At 51.7% G+C, this 15,284-nt stretch carries 17 protein-coding genes; 11 read left to right on the top strand and 6 right to left on the bottom strand.

Annotation, left to right across the window (positions count from 1 at the left end; all coding sequences use genetic code 11):
- Position 1: 1 nt before the first annotated feature.
- From ppx to mgtE, 4 genes are all read left to right on the top strand, one after another.
- A complete protein-coding gene (ppx, locus tag WFL93_RS09945; RefSeq protein ID WP_336778036.1) occupies positions 2-1,528 on the top strand; it encodes an exopolyphosphatase in 1,527 nt (508 codons plus the stop codon).
- A gap of 27 nt (positions 1,529-1,555) precedes the next feature.
- Entirely contained in the window at positions 1,556-2,155 is a 600-nt protein-coding gene (tehB, locus tag WFL93_RS09940; protein ID WP_336778035.1) for a tellurite resistance methyltransferase TehB, read from the top strand.
- A 152-nt stretch (positions 2,156-2,307) separates the two neighbouring features.
- Positions 2,308-2,493 carry a YfgG family protein gene (locus tag WFL93_RS09935; protein WP_007884862.1) on the top strand — a complete coding sequence of 62 codons (186 nt, stop codon included), beginning with the start codon at positions 2,308-2,310 and terminating at the stop codon, positions 2,491-2,493.
- Positions 2,494-2,613: 120 nt separating this feature from the next.
- The gene (gene mgtE / locus WFL93_RS09930; RefSeq protein WP_049852977.1) at positions 2,614-4,047 is read left to right on the top strand and encodes a magnesium transporter; all 1,434 of its coding nucleotides are present in this window, start codon (positions 2,614-2,616) and stop codon (positions 4,045-4,047) included.
- On the opposite strand, the gene WFL93_RS09925 is transcribed toward mgtE, so the two are convergent.
- Both WFL93_RS09925 and WFL93_RS09920 read right to left on the bottom strand, forming a co-directional pair.
- Entirely contained in the window at positions 4,044-4,544 is a 501-nt protein-coding gene (locus WFL93_RS09925; RefSeq protein ID WP_336778034.1) for a helix-turn-helix transcriptional regulator, read from the bottom strand. The genes mgtE and WFL93_RS09925 overlap by 4 nt on opposite strands.
- A 13-nt stretch (positions 4,545-4,557) precedes the next feature.
- Positions 4,558-4,815, bottom strand: coding sequence for a hypothetical protein (locus WFL93_RS09920; RefSeq protein WP_072093460.1), 258 nt, complete (start codon positions 4,813-4,815; stop codon positions 4,558-4,560).
- 216 nt (positions 4,816-5,031) lie between these two features.
- Between WFL93_RS09920 and WFL93_RS09915 the strand changes: the two genes are divergently transcribed.
- The gene (locus WFL93_RS09915) at positions 5,032-5,211 is read left to right on the top strand and encodes a hypothetical protein (RefSeq protein ID WP_007884864.1); all 180 of its coding nucleotides are present in this window, start codon (positions 5,032-5,034) and stop codon (positions 5,209-5,211) included.
- A gap of 27 nt (positions 5,212-5,238) precedes the next feature.
- Here WFL93_RS09915 and WFL93_RS09910 read toward each other — a convergent pair whose 3' ends face one another.
- Entirely contained in the window at positions 5,239-6,015 is a 777-nt protein-coding gene (locus WFL93_RS09910) for a DUF3750 domain-containing protein (protein ID WP_049852979.1), read from the bottom strand.
- A gap of 190 nt (positions 6,016-6,205) precedes the next feature.
- Between WFL93_RS09910 and WFL93_RS09905 the strand changes: the two genes are divergently transcribed.
- Entirely contained in the window at positions 6,206-6,532 is a 327-nt protein-coding gene (locus WFL93_RS09905; RefSeq protein ID WP_049852980.1) for a type II toxin-antitoxin system RelE/ParE family toxin, read from the top strand.
- Between the two features lie 4 nt (positions 6,533-6,536).
- Positions 6,537-6,866: an addiction module antidote protein gene (locus WFL93_RS09900; RefSeq protein ID WP_049852981.1), complete on the top strand. Its 330-nt coding sequence runs from the start codon at positions 6,537-6,539 to the stop codon at positions 6,864-6,866.
- A gap of 217 nt (positions 6,867-7,083) precedes the next feature.
- On the opposite strand, the gene WFL93_RS09895 is transcribed toward WFL93_RS09900, so the two are convergent.
- The 3 genes from WFL93_RS09895 to guaB form a co-directional block, all read right to left on the bottom strand.
- Positions 7,084-8,367 (bottom strand): hypothetical protein, encoded by a 1,284-nt coding sequence (locus tag WFL93_RS09895; RefSeq protein WP_336778033.1) that lies wholly within the window; start codon positions 8,365-8,367, stop codon positions 7,084-7,086.
- Between the two features lie 506 nt (positions 8,368-8,873).
- Positions 8,874-10,454 carry a glutamine-hydrolyzing GMP synthase gene (gene guaA, locus WFL93_RS09890; RefSeq protein WP_007884870.1) on the bottom strand — a complete coding sequence of 527 codons (1,581 nt, stop codon included), beginning with the start codon at positions 10,452-10,454 and terminating at the stop codon, positions 8,874-8,876.
- Positions 10,455-10,526: 72 nt separating this feature from the next.
- Positions 10,527-11,993 (bottom strand): IMP dehydrogenase, encoded by a 1,467-nt coding sequence (guaB, locus tag WFL93_RS09885; protein WP_007884873.1) that lies wholly within the window; start codon positions 11,991-11,993, stop codon positions 10,527-10,529.
- A gap of 169 nt (positions 11,994-12,162) precedes the next feature.
- On the opposite strand from guaB, the gene xseA reads away from it, so the two are divergent.
- From xseA to WFL93_RS09865, 4 genes are all read left to right on the top strand, one after another.
- Positions 12,163-13,533 carry an exodeoxyribonuclease VII large subunit gene (gene xseA / locus WFL93_RS09880; RefSeq protein ID WP_336778032.1) on the top strand — a complete coding sequence of 457 codons (1,371 nt, stop codon included), beginning with the start codon at positions 12,163-12,165 and terminating at the stop codon, positions 13,531-13,533.
- Positions 13,534-13,583: 50 nt separating this feature from the next.
- Complete coding sequence (locus tag WFL93_RS09875; protein ID WP_336778031.1) at positions 13,584-14,609, top strand: M4 family metallopeptidase; 1,026 nt, start codon at positions 13,584-13,586, stop codon at positions 14,607-14,609.
- Positions 14,594-14,920, top strand: a complete 327-nt coding sequence (locus WFL93_RS09870; protein WP_007884879.1) for a protealysin inhibitor emfourin — start codon at positions 14,594-14,596, stop codon at positions 14,918-14,920. The genes WFL93_RS09875 and WFL93_RS09870 overlap by 16 nt, the downstream gene beginning before the upstream one ends.
- A gap of 103 nt (positions 14,921-15,023) precedes the next feature.
- A complete protein-coding gene (locus WFL93_RS09865; protein ID WP_045814915.1) occupies positions 15,024-15,206 on the top strand; it encodes a general stress protein in 183 nt (60 codons plus the stop codon).
- Positions 15,207-15,284: the final 78 nt, after the last annotated feature.

Below are 15,284 nucleotides of genomic sequence, written 5' to 3'. Positions count from 1 at the left end.
TATGCCAATCTCACATAAAAGTACGCCGAAACCTCAAGAGTTCGCGGCAATCGACCTCGGCTCGAACAGCTTCCATATGGTCATTGCCCGCGTGGTGGATGGCGCTTTGCAAGTGCTGGGACGCCTGAAACAGCGCGTGCATCTGGCTGATGGCCTGGATGCACACAATCGCCTGAGCGAAGAGGCGATTGAGCGCGGTCTGAGTTGTCTGGCGTTGTTCGCGGAACGTTTGCAGGGCTTTAGTCCCGCGAACGTCACCATCGTCGGCACCCACACGCTACGTATCGCCAGCAACGCGGAAGAGTTCTTGCAGCGCGCGGCCGAAGTGATTCCCTATCCCATCGAAGTGATTTCCGGTAACGAAGAAGCGCGTTTAATCTTCATGGGCGTGGAGCATACGCAGCCGGAGAAAGGTCGCAAGCTGGTGATTGATATCGGCGGCGGATCAACCGAACTGGTGATTGGTGAAGACTTTGAGCCGCAGCTGGTGGAGAGCCGTCGCATGGGTTGCGTCAGCTTCGCCAATCTCTTTTTCCCGAAAGGGGAAATCTCGTCGGAAAACTTCCGCCGTGCGCGCCTCTCAGCTGCCCAGAAGCTGGAAACCATGGCGTGGCAATATCGTCTGCACGGTTGGCAATATGCGCTGGGTGCATCGGGCTCCATCAAAGCGGCCTGTGAAGTGCTGCTGGCGATGGGCGAAAAAGAGAAGCTGATCACGCCAGAAACGCTGGAGTTACTGACCAACGAAGTGCTGAAGCATAAATCCTTCAATGCGCTGAGCCTGCCGGGCTTGTCGGAAGAGCGTAAAGCGGTGTTTGTACCGGGATTAGCGATTTTGTGTGGCGTGTTTGATGCGCTCGCGATTCGTGAGCTGCGTCTCTCTGACGGCGCACTGCGCGAAGGCGTGCTGTATGAGATGGAAGGCCGTTTCCGCCATCAGGACATTCGCAGCCGCACTGCGCAGAGCCTGGCCAATCATTACGCCATTGATAGCGATCAGGCGCGGCGCGTGCTGGAAACCACCGAGCAGCTCTATTTACAGTGGCAGGAGCAGAATCCGAAGCAGGCTAATCCGCAACTCTCGGCGCTGCTGAAATGGGCGGCGCTGCTGCACGAAGTGGGATTGACTATCAATCACAGCGGCATGCAACGTCACTCGGCGTATATCCTGCAGAACTCCAATATGCCGGGCTTTAATCAGGATCAACAGATGCTGCTGGCCACGCTGGTACGTTATCACCGTAAAGCGGTGAAGCAGGATGAGATGCCACGTTTCACCTTGTTCAAAAAGAAACAGTTTCTGCCGATGGTGTTCCTGCTGCGTCTCGGTACGCTGCTGAATAATCAGCGCCAGGCAACCACCAAACCGGATTCGCTCAAGTTAAGCACCGACGATGGTCACTGGACGTTGACCTTCCCGGCGGGCTTCCTGAGCCAAAACACGCTGGTGCAGTTGGATCTGGAGCGCGAGCAAGCTTACTGGAATGATGTCACCGGTTGGAAACTGATGCTGGAAGAAGAGGAGTAAAGCGGGCTGCTGGCCCGTTGTATGGTTATGACAACACGCCCTGATAACTATTTCGCTGAAAAGTACGGTCTGACACCGACCCATTCTGAAGTCCTGGCGGCCCTTCCCCACCTTGAAGTGGGGAAAGCGCTGGATTTGGGATGTGGTCAGGGCCGCAATAGCCTGTTTCTCAATCAGCATGGCTTTGAGGTCACAGCATGGGACAGCAATCCGGCCAGTCTCGAACGCCTGAACAGCATTATCGCAGAAGAGAATTTGCAAAATCTTCACACCGAGTTGTGTGATCTCAATAGCGTACGCTTTAACGGCGCCTACCAGTTTGTGTTCTCAACGGTGGTGATGATGTTCCTGCAGCCTGCCACCATCCCGCAGCTGATTGCTGATATGCAGGCCAGCACGCGCAAATATGGCTACAACCTGATTGTGGCGGCGATGAATACCGCTGATTATCCTAATACGCAGAACTTCCCTTTTGCTTTTAAATCCGGTGAGTTAAGCCACTATTACCGCAACTGGCATATTGTGAAGTACAACGAAGATATCGGTGAACTGCACCGCCGTGACGAAAACGGTAATCGCATCAAATACCGTTTTGCCACGCTGCTGGCGCAGAAAGCCAGCTACTGATGTAACGGCCGCCCTGTGCGGCCGTTATTGTCTGATGTCGATCAATACCTTGAACCTTTTTTGCTCGTTTTTCACACAGCGATTGCTTTAGCGATCTAAGTGTGACTAAATATTGCCTCCGCCCAATCGGGTAACTATAGGAACCACCCCGCGTGAACAGCGCCATTTCTGCACGAAGACGTCCCAAAACCAGCACCATGAGCCGCATTATTTTGCTGATCAGTTTCTTTATTTTGGTTGGCCGTCTGATTTTCATCATTCCCGGTGCTATTGAGCATCATCAGCAAAAGCAAGTCATCTCTGAACCGGTCACGCTGAGCACCAGCGATTCGCGCTAACGCATCTGCGGGTCCTTGTCGCTGCGACACATTATCCTTTGAGACAATGCTGCTTTTTACGCTCTGTTACCCGCAACGCGCTACACTGTGAGCTGACTTTACAGACACAAGGAACGCGTTATGTCTGCTTCGCATTCACAAAAATTAGCTGAAACTCGCCATCACATTCTAAATCTGCTGCTTAACGAGCATGATCTCGTTGATGTCCTGCTGGATAAATCTGTCGATCTTAATGCTGCCGAGCTGCGCGATATTACCGACTGGCGCCATGAATTAGAGAGCGAACTCCAGCAGTTACATGCGGCGGATTTAGCCGACATCCTCGAAGCCTTGCCAGAAGAAGAGCGTCAGGCGCTGTGGCGTTTAGTGCCCACCGCGCAGCGCGGTCACGTGTTGGTTGAGGCTTCGGAAACCGTTTGGGCTAGCCTGACGGAAGAAATGTCTGATCGCGATATTCTGCATGCTATTGAGCCGCTGGATATCGACGATCAGGTATATCTGGCGCGCTACTTGCCGCGCGATTTAACCGGACGTCTGCTCACTACGCTGGAACCCGGTCTGCGCGCGCGATTGATGAGCGTGATCGAACTGGATCGCGATCGCGTCGGACAGATCATGGATTTCAACATCCTGACGGTGCGCTCGGACGTTACCTTAGCCACGGTGCAACGCTATCTGCGTAAAGGCAAAAAAATGCCAGACGGCACCGATAAGATCTTTATCACTGATGAGCAAAATCAACTGCTGGGTGAGTTGACCCTCACCGATATTCTGCTGAACAAACCGAAGATGTTAGTGGCCGAGGTGATGAATTCGCATCCCACCACCTTTCAACTCAACGATAAAGCGGAGGACGCCGCCAGCGCGTTCGAACGTTATAACCTGATCTCCGCCGCGGTAACCGATGCACAAGGCAAGCTGATTGGCCGTATCACCATTGAAGACGTGGTCGATTTGGTGAATGAAGAGAACGAAAGCAACATCCGTAAAATGGGCGGTATCAGCCAGGGTGAAGACGTGTTTGCCCCGGTGCGCAAAGCGGTTGGCAAACGCTGGGCGTGGCTGGCAGTAAATCTGTGTACCGCTTTCGTTGCGTCGCGCGTGATAGGTCTGTTTGAAGCGACGATTTCACAGCTGGTTGCACTGGCAGCGCTGATGCCAATCGTTGCAGGCATCGGCGGCAATACCGGTAACCAAACCATCACCATGATCGTGCGTGCATTAGCGCTGCATCAGGTTGAACCGGGTAACTTCTCGTTTCTGATTATGCGTGAACTCGGCGTGGCGATAATTAACGGCCTATTCTGGGGCGGCATTATGGGCGGCGTAACCTGGCTGATGTACGACAACCTGCAGCTGGGCGGCGTGATGATGCTAGCGATGGTGCTGAATCTGCTGCTCGCGGCGCTGATGGGCGTGCTGATTCCGTTAATCATGACCAAAATGAAACGCGATCCCGCCGTGGGTTCCAGCGTACTGATTACCGCAATCACCGATACCGGTGGATTCTTTATCTTCCTCGGTCTGGCGACGATATTTTTACTACACCACTAAGGCTTTAAACAGTGTGCGTAACGTTGCAGCATCTGCTGTAAATTGAGTTGCAACGTTGCGCGCGCCAGTTCACTCAATGCTGGATTGACCCGTGTTGAACCACGCTGATTTAACCACTCCAGCACATCGATCAAATGCCATAACGCTGTTTTTCCATCATGTATCGGACGCGGAAACTGCGGGCTGTGGCTGAGCATCAGCTTGCGCATATTCTGCCGCGAAACCCCTATTAACTCCGCGATATCCGTCAGCCCAACTAAGTCCGGCGCGGCTTCAATCAGTTCAGCATCGGGCAAGGCCTGAAAAACATCGTCTAACGCGCTGCGCACCGCTTCCTGTGCAGTAATGGCTTCGCGACTGAATGTCATGCTTAATTTTCCCGCCACGCCCGCGCCAATAAGCGCATCAGTGCAGCCATTTCCACCAAGTCGCTCTAGTGCTTCATTGGCGCAAATCTCATCATTGAGTTGAAATCGCAGCGTAAACTCAAATTCCATGTTCTGTTCCTCGTCACTTAACCCGCTTAGGGCTTCTACTGCAGTTATCCACCACACGCCGCAAAAGCCTGGCATGCATTTCGGGATTTTTCGGCGTACTCCAGATGCAGGTAATGCAGTAATCTCCACATCGACACTCGGCTGAGTTGTCCGGACAATACATCTTTCCCCACGCATGATGGCCGCCAACAGCAACTCGCCACCCTTTAGCTTCTGCATATCGCAAAGCTTCTTCTACCGCTTTATGCGGATGCCGCTTCCTGTCTGACATCGCTGGCTACCTTATGCTTACCGCAATGAGTTGTCAACTGACAACCCCTGTATATTTCGGTACTATTTCAGCGGCGGTAGGTTTAGAAAATAACCAGAACGGTCTCAACGCGGCACGCTTTAATCGCGTGCTGGAAACCAGCGCACAAATTCCAGCGCACACTCCGTGACGAACATATAAACTCTGTAAATATCACTGACCTGATGGAGAAAAAGCATGTTTAAGGTGGATGATTTTGTACAGTCGAAGACCGGTGGCCCGAAGATGCAGGTGCTGCGCGTGGAAGGCGATATGTTGTGGTGTGCTCGCGTTGACGATCACATCAAACGAGAAATTGAAGTCCGAGCCGATACCGTGAATCTGTATCACGAAGACGGCGATTTCGGCGTCTGCTAAAAAAATGGCCCCATTTCGGGGCCATTTTTACGGATTGTCGCGCTGAACATTATTCTGCCCGATGCCACCGATAAATGGCAGACGCAGCCTGAATGGGGTGAAATCCAGTCCCATATTAAGACCCAGCACATTCACCTCTAATCCCTCTTCCGCTCCCACCGTTACGCCAAGCACACCGAGTACAGAGAGCTGTACGCCGCGTCCTGAAGGCGGTAACCCCACCGGATTCAGCAGTGAGCGATAATCTTTGCCGAGCGCATTGGCTGGCAGATCCAGTTTCAGCGCGGGCACTTCACGGCCAATATGCGCCATGAAGGTATTGCTGTTGGGCCCCGGCCAGGCGTGATAGGTGGTTGGCCAGGGATACGATTTAATCGCCGCTTCGATCTGCGGAATCATCGCCTGTGCCGCGCTGCCGCGATGATCAACCAATAAACGAGGTCTAGCGCCGTACCAATAGCCATCCGGCAGATTACTGTTACGACGCACTTTATCACCGCTGCCCCAGCTGATGACTTCATAGCGATTGTAGTGGGTCTCCCCGGCGCGCTTGAAGATAATCCACGGATGCACCGCCACTGCGCCCTTCCAGCCATAAGTCGGCGCGGCGTAAACCTGCACAATTGCTTCTGAGGCGTAACGATGCGGATCCGGTGCGATACCGGCAGAATCGCGCCGAGCGGACGCCCAACCATCGCGTTCCGAGGTTAACTCACCACTGCGCGTTGCCTGCGCCAGACTGGCGCCTAATGAGAGCAAGATGATACATAGAAAAGAGATCAGTACGGCTTTGAAAGGCAACATCGACGGCATCCTGATGAGTAAAAATCACGCGCTATCTTGCATCGAAACGGGGAGTTTGTATTCACGAACTATGCGATGAAGCGAAAAAGCGGCATGCCTAACAGAAGTAAACTGATTGTACAAAATTTGATTGCCTTACTGTCATTTATAAAAGACAATCTACTAAGGATTCAGTGCTTGCGAGGACGCTATGCTGTACACGACTCAACGTTATCAGGACGCTACCGGTAAAGTCCCCTACACTGAGTGGATCAAAAGGTTACGTAAAAAAGATCCTCGTGCTGCAGCAAAAATTGATATCCGCATTGACCGCGCAGAAAGCGGCAATTTTGGCGATCATAAGTTTGAATTGGATGGTGTTTGGGAGCTTAGAATTGATTATGGCCCCGGTTATCGTGTCTATTACGCCCTTGATGGTGAAAGAATAATTATACTCCTCGTTGGTGGAGATAAATTCACTCAAGCAAACGACTTAATGAAAGCTGTAAAATTTTGGCGGGATTATCAAAAGAGGTAAGAATATGACTATCATCATTCAGTCTGCTAAAAAGAAAAAAGCAATAAACCACGATGATGCGATGGTAGCAGAGCTGCGCGAAAATCCTGAATATGCACAAATTTATCTGCAGACCGCTCTCGAAGATATTTATGAAGAAGGGGGTATTGCAGCCTTCCTCATCGCCTTACGCCGTGTTGTTGAAGCGCGCGGTGGGATCAGTGAAATATCTAAAAAATCAGGTCTGTCACGTCAGCAACTGTATAAAACGCTATCTGAAAACGGCAATCCTACATTAACGACTCTCACTGAGATTACTCGTGCAGCAGGTGTGCGGCTTATTCCACAAATCTAATCAGCAGGTAAAAAAGCCCGCAATTAAGCGGGCTTCGTTTTTACGCAGTAATAAAACATATATTTTCCACTCAATGATGGTGTGATAGGTTAATGGATTGTATTTATAAGAAAATTTTTTCTGCAGACAAACCCATCTTTTTTCCGTTATAAAAACCCTACTTAAAGCACACAAAAAATCACTTCAAGAAGGATATACTAAACTCATAACCTCTTGGTTAAGTTTTGTACTCCTTCATTCTTAGAGATAATAACCACAGTTCAGAAAGAAAATTCGGCATCACACACCAAACACCACCGGATATCCCACGAGGAACAGTTTCATAGCTTTCGTCAGCGAACATAAGCCTCATTTCACACTCGGTATTATACATTTTATCGTCTATTGTACCTTCCAACTTCACAGTCACTTGACTAATTGCAGATGAAGTATCTTCAACACCAGTAATGGACCAATGTATTAACGAAATACCTTTCAATTCATTGCGTAATCGACCAGCACGAAACCCAATAGGACGGTTGGGATAATCGACTGTACCCTTGGCTAATTCACCATAATTCTTCGTCATTAGCCAAGAAAGATATTCACCGGCAAAAGCCTCTGGACTATCTAATGGTAGGTTTGTAGTATTATTAGAAGCAGCCATGATAATATTTGAAACGACAGGCCGGGCTTTCCACCTATTTAATGCATTTTTAATTTCAGAATTTCGTTGTATTCTTTTCCCAAGCTCACGCATATCAATTGGTTTTTGTTCCTCGGTAGCTTTTTCTAATCTTTGTACTTCATCACGACACCGATCAAAATAATCAATTGCCGCCCATAAAAGATTAAATGCCTTCCCTGCAACTATGGGACTGCCGTAGTTAGGGTTTAATCCATGTACAATACCATGACGAAATGGCATACAGATAAGTTCCGTATCGAGCTTTCGTCGAGTCGAACCAAGAATTGCAAGCCCTTCAGATAGACCTCCGGGGCCTGATGTCTGGCTATCAAAAACAGGTTTATCCGCACCACCAGAAAACGGATGTTTACCTGTTGATGTGGTGCATACTCCATCAATAATGCTTAAAATAAGGGGGATAGCCGACAAATAATCTTCTGCTCCTGCTCGATCTACAGCTCGTTCATACATTGCTTCCCATGGATTAAAATGACGCTTACAAAACCGGTAACCCAAAAAACGCATGTTATCTGGATTTAGGTGATAGTTTGTCAGTTCGATTTCCCCATCCACAACGTTCATATCGAGAACTTTTGCGACAATGTCTGTCGATAAAAAATCATAATTTACCCATCCAAGCGGACTATAAATTTGCGCGAAAAGATCCCTGTTGCTCATCATATTTTTTATAATTCCTAACTGTCTTTCTACCTGCTGAAACTGCTCTTTAGCATTCTTGTCGAATGCTCCCAATAACTTTGCTACTGGACGATATTTTTCAATTTGATCAATAAGATATTCAGCAGGCGATTTAGGAACATGTTTATCTGACATTCATACTTCCTTTGTTGTATCAGAAATTGCGGAGCAAAATTTGCGTAAAATCATATCAATAATAATAGCTACTTATTAAGAAGCTAGCCATTGAGCATAAAAATCCATCCATATATTCGGCTGCATTTTATGGCTCAATTATAAGATGGCGTATATCCTTATTCTCCGGCGCACTGCGCTTCATGGCATTATACCGTCCCTTACTGAATATCTGCGCGCTGAACAGCAGTGGTTGAGATATGGCTGGGATACCCCGACTTAAATATATTTTTTTAATTTAGTCATTAAAAAATAATATTATAGCTCAACGGGAATTTATCAAATGGTAATTTTCAAATCTAAACTCGAAACCTGAGAGTGCTATCAAAAATCCCATTGAAAAAACCGTGTTTCCCGTTGCTAACCGCTGCCAGAAAGATACAAGTGCAAAAGCAAAAAAGCCCGCAGTTGTGCGGGCTTAGAGATGCTTAAATGCTTAAACGTGCAGGCTATTGCCAAACTTTAAATCATTCCCACTCAATCGTCGCAGGTGGTTTACCCGAAATATCATAAACCACGCGGGAAATGCCGTTCACTTCGTTGATGATGCGGTTGGAGACGCGGCCGAGGAAATCGTACGGCAGGTGCGCCCAATGTGCGGTCATGAAGTCGATGGTTTCTACTGCACGCAGTGAAACCACCCAATCGTATTTACGACCGTCGCCCATCACGCCGACAGAACGCACCGGCAGGAATACGGTGAATGCCTGGCTGACTTTGTTGTACAGGTCGGCTTTATGCAGCTCTTCAATGAAGATGGCATCGGCACGGCGCAGCAGATCGCAATACTCTTTCTTCACTTCGCCCAGCACGCGTACGCCCAAACCTGGACCCGGGAATGGGTGGCGATACAGCATGTCGTACGGCAGGCCGAGTTCCAGACCAATTTTGCGCACTTCATCTTTGAACAGCTCTTTCAGCGGCTCAACCAGGCCCATCTTCATCTCTTTCGGCAAACCGCCCACGTTGTGGTGCGATTTGATCACGTGCGCTTTGCCGGTCGCAGAAGCGGCAGATTCGATCACGTCAGGATAGATGGTGCCCTGCGCCAGCCACTTCACGTCTTCCAGACGCAGTGCTTGCTCGTCGAATACTTCTACGAACACGCGGCCGATGATTTTACGCTTGGCTTCTGGATCGTTCTCGCCCGCCAACGCATCAAGGAAACGCGCTTCAGCCGCAACGTGTACGATGTTCAGGCCGAAGTGGTCGCCGAACATGTCCAGTACCTGCTCAGCTTCATTCAGACGCAGCAGACCGTTATCGACGAACACGCAGGTCAGGCGATCGCCGATGGCGCGGTGCAGCAGCATCGCGGTCACAGAAGAGTCGACGCCGCCAGACAGGCCGAGGATAACTTTATCGTTGCCAACCTGCTGACGAATACGCTCAACCGCGTCTTCGATGATTTTGGCTGGCGTCCACAGCGCTTCACAGCCGCAGATGTCACGAATAAAACGCTCCAGCATACGCAGCCCCTGACGCGTGTGCGTCACTTCCGGGTGGAACTGCACGCCGTAGAATTTCTTCTCTTCGTTAGCCATGATGGCGAATGGACAGGTTTCAGTGCTGGCAACGGTTTCAAAACCGGCTGGGATGGCGGTGACTTTGTCGCCGTGGCTCATCCATACGTCCAGCAGCGGTTTTCCTGCTGCGCTAATCGCATCTTCGATGTCACGCACCAGCGCGCTCTGGGTCAGCACTTCTACCTGCGCATAACCAAACTCACGCTCGTTGGAGCCTTCAACCTTGCCACCCAGCTGCATCGCCATGGTCTGCATGCCATAGCAGACGCCCAGTACCGGCACACCGGCGTTGAACACGTATTCCGGCGCACGTGGGCTGTTCTGCTCGGTGGTGCTTTCCGGACCGCCAGAGAGGATGATGCCGTTCGGGTTGAACTGGCGAATTTGCTCTTCGGTGACATCCCACGCCCAGAGTTCGCAGTAGACGCCCAGCTCACGCACGCGGCGCGCCACCAGCTGCGTATACTGAGAACCAAAATCGAGGATCAAAATACGATGTTTATGAATATTTTCAGTCGTCATTGAGGCGTTTCCATTGGGATGGACTTAATAATAAAAGCGCCCGGCTGGTGCCGGGCGCTAAATTTTACGGGATTATGAACCCATGCGGTAGTTTGGTGACTCTTTGGTGATGGTCACGTCATGCACGTGGCTTTCGTTGATGCCCGCGCCGCTGATGCGCACGAACTCCGCTTTGGTGCGCAGATCGTCGATGGTGCCGCAACCGGTCAAGCCCATGCAAGAGCGCAGGCCACCCATCTGCTGGTGCACGATCTCTTTCAGGCGACCTTTATAAGCAACGCGACCTTCAATACCTTCCGGTACCAGTTTGTCAGCGGCGTTATCGCTCTGGAAGTAACGGTCTGAAGAGCCTTTGGACATCGCGCCCAGTGAACCCATTCCGCGATAAGACTTGAACGAACGGCCCTGATACAGCTCGATTTCACCCGGAGACTCTTCGGTGCCGGCCAGCATAGAACCGACCATCACTGCTGCTGCACCTGCGGCGATCGCTTTAGCGATGTCGCCAGAGAAGCGGATACCGCCATCAGCGATAACCGGAATCCCGGTGCCTTCCAGCGCAGTAACCGCGTCAGAAACCGCAGTGATTTGTGGCACGCCGACACCGGTAACGATACGCGTGGTACAGATTGAACCAGGACCGATACCGACTTTCACCGCGCTCACACCCGCTTCAGCCAGCGCCAATGCACCTGCGCCGGTCGCCACGTTGCCGCCGATGATTTCCAGGTTCGGGTATTTTGCACGGGTTTCACGGATACGCTGCAGCACGCCTTCTGAGTGGCCGTGTGATGAGTCAATCAGCAGCACGTCAACACCGGCAGCAACCAGCGCATCAACGCGCTCTTCGTTGCCTGCACCCGCACCAACCGCTGCGCCGACGCGCAGGCGGCCTTCCGCATCTTTACAGGCGTTAGGTTTACGTTCGGCTTTCTGGAAATCTTTAACGGTAATCATGCCCAGCAGGTGGAAGCTGTCATCCACAACCAGCGCTTTCTCAACACGCTTTTCGTGCATTTTGTGCAGCACCACTTCACGCGCTTCGCCTTCCTTAACGGTAACCAGACGCTCTTTCGGTGTCATCACCGCAGAAACGGGCAGCGTCAGGTCAGTGACAAAACGCACGTCACGACCGGTGATGATCCCCACCAGCTCGTTCTCGGTGTTCACCACAGGATAGCCAGCAAAACCGTTACGTTCGGTCAGCTCTTTTACCGCCGCCAGCGCGGTGGTTGGTAGCACGGTTTGTGGATCGGTAACGACGCCACTTTCGTGTTTTTTCACCTTACGAACTTCATCCGCCTGGCGCTCAATTGACATGTTTTTGTGGATAAAGCCCAAACCCCCTTCCTGCGCCAGCGCAATAGCCAGACCCGCTTCAGTTACGGTGTCCATTGCAGCGGAGAGCATTGGGATGTTCAGACGAATGTTTTTTGTCAGTTGCGTGCTGAGATCAGCGGTGTTGGGTAAGACAGTGGAGTGAGCGGGAACGAGCAGAACGTCGTCAAATGTGAGGGCTTCTTTCGCGATTCTTAACATTGCAATATCTCCACCTGGGGGCGATTAAAACAGATAAAATATTGCCGCGGCATTATACAGGCCGAAACCGATTGCCTCCAGTGTTTTTTCAGAAAAAGTCTTGATCCTCCGGGTGAGCAATGTAGTATCGGTTGATTAACCCTCTGATTTAAAATTTGATCTACATCACATGTCGCTACCGCCAACCGCCAATATTTTTACTGTCAGCCGCCTGAACACCACGGTGCGCCAACTGCTGGAAAATGAGATGGGCCTGGTATGGCTCAGCGCTGAGATCTCGAATTTTACCCAGCCCTCTTCCGGCCATTGGTACTTCACGTTGAAGGATGATGGTGCACAAGTACGCTGCGCGATGTTCCGCAATAGCAATCGTCGCGTCGCCTTCCGTCCTCAGCATGGTCAGCAAGTTTTAGTACGCGCCAGCATCACGCTGTATGAGCCGCGCGGCGATTATCAGCTGATTATCGAAAGCATGCATCCGGCGGGCGAAGGCTTGCTGCAGCAGCAGTTCGAACAGCTGAAAGCGCGTTTAGCCGCAGAGGGCTTGTTCGATCAGCAGTTCAAACAGCCGCTGCCGGATCCGGCGCGTCAGGTGGGCGTGATTACCTCCGCCACCGGCGCGGCGCTGCACGACGTGCTGCGCGTGCTGCATCGACGCGATCCGTCATTGCCGGTGATCATCTATCCTACGGCGGTGCAAGGCGTGGATGCGCCCGCTGGCATTGTGCGAGCCATCGAGTTGGCCAACCAGCGTGATGAGTGTGACGTGCTGATTGTTGGTCGTGGCGGCGGTTCGCTGGAAGATTTGTGGAGCTTCAATGACGAACGCGTGGCACGGGCGATTTTTGCCAGCCGCCTGCCGATCGTCAGCGCCGTTGGGCATGAAACCGATGTCACCATCGCCGACTTCGTTGCGGATTTACGTGCGCCAACGCCTTCTGCGGCGGCTGAGCTGGTGAGCCGTAATCAGCTGGAACTGGTGCGCCGTTTGCAGTCGCAGCAGCAGCGCATGGAGATGGCGATGGATTTTTATCTGGCACAGCAGCAGCGGCGCTTTACCCGCATCCAGCACCGATTACAGCAGCAGCATCCGCAGCTGCGTCTGGCACGTCAACAAACCGCACTGTTTCAGCTGCAGCGCCGTCTTGGCGAAGCGATGGATCAGCGTATGCGCGTAGCGAATCGTCAGCAGGATCGCCTGCTGCAGCGTCTCAACGCACAGCAACCGCAGGGACGGATTCTGCGCGCTCAGCAGCAGCTCCAGCAGTGGCACTATCGTCTGCAACAGGGCATGGAAAAACAGCTTAATCACAATCGTCAGCGCTTTGGCACATTAGCCGCACAGCTGGAAGGCGTAAGCCCTTTGGCGACGCTGGCGCGTGGATTCAGCGTCACCACCGATACGCAAGGTCAGGTGGTGAAGAGAACCCAGCAGCTCAGCAAAGGTGATTTGCTGCGTACCCGACTGGATGATGGCTGGGTGGAAAGTCAGGTTACCGCGCTTGAACCGCAGAAATCCCGGGGCCGTAAAGCGCGTTGATAGGATGAAAACTATACTTTTGACATAATCATTTGTGATCAGGAGTTAGTATGCCTTTTAGCGTTATTCCTCCCTACATGCTGCGCAATATCATTGATAACTGCACCGGTGCGCAGCAAGACTATGCGCGCCGCACTCTCACCCACGTGCAGCACTTGATGGAGAAACACAGCCATCAAGCCACCAGCGCCGCCATTGCCAAACCAGGCACCGTTCAGCGCGCAATCTACGACGCCGAAGGCACGCAAAATCTGCCCGGCACGTTAATCCGCACGGAAGGCCAGCCGAAAAATGACGATGTCGCCGCCCAGGAAGCCTGGGATTATCTCGGCATTACCTACGATTTCTTTTGGCAAACTTACCAACGCAATTCGCTCGACAACAAAGGCCTTAAACTCGATGGCACCGTGCATTACGGCAAGGAGTACCAGAATGCCTTTTGGAACGGCCAGCAGATGGTATTTGGCGATGGTGATGGCCAGATATTTAATCGCTTCACCATTGCACTCGATGTGGTGGCGCACGAACTGACGCATGGCGTAACGGAAACCGAAGCCGGGCTGATTTACTTCCAGCAGGCAGGCGCGCTGAACGAATCAATGTCGGATGTTTTTGGCTCACTGGTGAAGCAGTTTCATCTTAAGCAGAGCGCCGATCAGGCTGACTGGATCATCGGCGAGGGTTTACTGGCGGGCGGGATTAAAGGCCGCGGGTTGCGCTCGATGTCGTCACCCGGCACCGCCTACGACGATCCGGTGCTGGGAAAAGATCCGCAACCCGCCGATATGGATCACTACATTGAGACGCGGGACGATAACGGCGGCGTGCATCTTAATTCTGGCATTCCCAATCGCGCATTTTATCTCGCGGCTAAAGCGCTGGGCGGCTTTGCCTGGGAAATCGCGGGCCAGGCGTGGTACGACACGTTATGCGACAAAACGCTACCGCAGGATGCCGATTTCAGCATCTTTGCCCGCTTCACCGTGCAGCACGCCAAACAACGATTTAACACTTCAGTGGCGGAGAGCATTCAATCCGCCTGGCAGCAGGTGGGCGTAACGTGGACATCCAACTGACCGATGACGCTGTCATTAAACTGGCGCGTGAAGGCGGTATCGCCTTTATTCCTAAGCTACGCGGTGAACGACGCTTTGCCTTGTCAGAGCTGCCAGAACCGCAAAAACAGCGGGTTTGTGAAGTATTAGAACAGGCCATGCCCCTTGGCGAACCGGAAGATCAGGCGGCAAATATCGGTCGTGGCGATCAGCGCTATTACCGTATTCAAATCACCTACGCTACCCATCGCGAGGCGGGAACTTTGGTGCTGTTAATTCCTGAGCAGTTAGCACCACCTGAGTTGCAATCTCTCTGGCGCGACGGGGAATAGGTTATAAGAGATCTCTCAAGGAAAGTCATAACTGATTGACTATACTCATTATGTGGCTAGCTAGTCCACGTCGAAGAAAACACCCTTAGATGAGGTCTCTGCTATGACACAAAAAAAGCAACGAGGTGGTGCCGGGAACTTTGCAGAGGACCCGGAGCGCGCCAGGGAAGCAGGTAGCGCTGGCGGCAAAGTCAGCGGGGGTAATTTCAGAAACGATCCTGAAAGAGCCAGGGAAGCTGGAAGAAAAGGAGGTCAAAAAAGCCGCCGCCCTTCCAAGCAGCAGTGAATAAGGTACCTTGAGGGATAAAGTGCGCTAAGGATGGTAAAAAAAAGGCCGACATCATGATGTCGGCCTTTCTCATTA

This window comes from Pantoea sp. USHLN256 (genome assembly GCF_037149875.1).
In the GTDB taxonomy this organism is placed as follows: Bacteria; Pseudomonadota; Gammaproteobacteria; order Enterobacterales; family Enterobacteriaceae; genus Pantoea; species Pantoea nemavictus.
This window is presented reverse-complemented; position numbering and strand designations above follow the sequence as displayed.

Excerpts from the sequence above, each read along its gene's own strand:
- mgtE (WP_049852977.1), top strand. The coding sequence starts at position 2,614 with ATGTCTGCTTCGCATTCACAAAAATTAGCTGAAACTCGCCATCACATT.
- ppx (WP_336778036.1), top strand. The coding sequence starts at position 2 with ATGCCAATCTCACATAAAAGTACGCCGAAACCTCAAGAGTTCGCGGCA.
- WFL93_RS09910 (WP_049852979.1), bottom strand. The coding sequence starts at position 6,015 with ATGTTGCCTTTCAAAGCCGTACTGATCTCTTTTCTATGTATCATCTTG.
- guaA (WP_007884870.1), bottom strand. The coding sequence starts at position 10,454 with ATGACGACTGAAAATATTCATAAACATCGTATTTTGATCCTCGATTTT.
- WFL93_RS09925 (WP_336778034.1), bottom strand. The coding sequence starts at position 4,544 with ATGGAATTTGAGTTTACGCTGCGATTTCAACTCAATGATGAGATTTGC.
- WFL93_RS09875 (WP_336778031.1), top strand. The coding sequence starts at position 13,584 with ATGCCTTTTAGCGTTATTCCTCCCTACATGCTGCGCAATATCATTGAT.
- WFL93_RS09865 (WP_045814915.1), top strand. The coding sequence starts at position 15,024 with ATGACACAAAAAAAGCAACGAGGTGGTGCCGGGAACTTTGCAGAGGAC.
- WFL93_RS09895 (WP_336778033.1), bottom strand. The coding sequence starts at position 8,367 with ATGTCAGATAAACATGTTCCTAAATCGCCTGCTGAATATCTTATTGAT.
- xseA (WP_336778032.1), top strand. The coding sequence starts at position 12,163 with ATGTCGCTACCGCCAACCGCCAATATTTTTACTGTCAGCCGCCTGAAC.
- WFL93_RS09905 (WP_049852980.1), top strand. The coding sequence starts at position 6,206 with ATGCTGTACACGACTCAACGTTATCAGGACGCTACCGGTAAAGTCCCC.
- WFL93_RS09900 (WP_049852981.1), top strand. The coding sequence starts at position 6,537 with ATGACTATCATCATTCAGTCTGCTAAAAAGAAAAAAGCAATAAACCAC.
- guaB (WP_007884873.1), bottom strand. The coding sequence starts at position 11,993 with ATGTTAAGAATCGCGAAAGAAGCCCTCACATTTGACGACGTTCTGCTC.
- WFL93_RS09915 (WP_007884864.1), top strand. The coding sequence starts at position 5,032 with ATGTTTAAGGTGGATGATTTTGTACAGTCGAAGACCGGTGGCCCGAAG.
- WFL93_RS09920 (WP_072093460.1), bottom strand. The coding sequence starts at position 4,815 with ATGTCAGACAGGAAGCGGCATCCGCATAAAGCGGTAGAAGAAGCTTTG.
- tehB (WP_336778035.1), top strand. The coding sequence starts at position 1,556 with ATGACAACACGCCCTGATAACTATTTCGCTGAAAAGTACGGTCTGACA.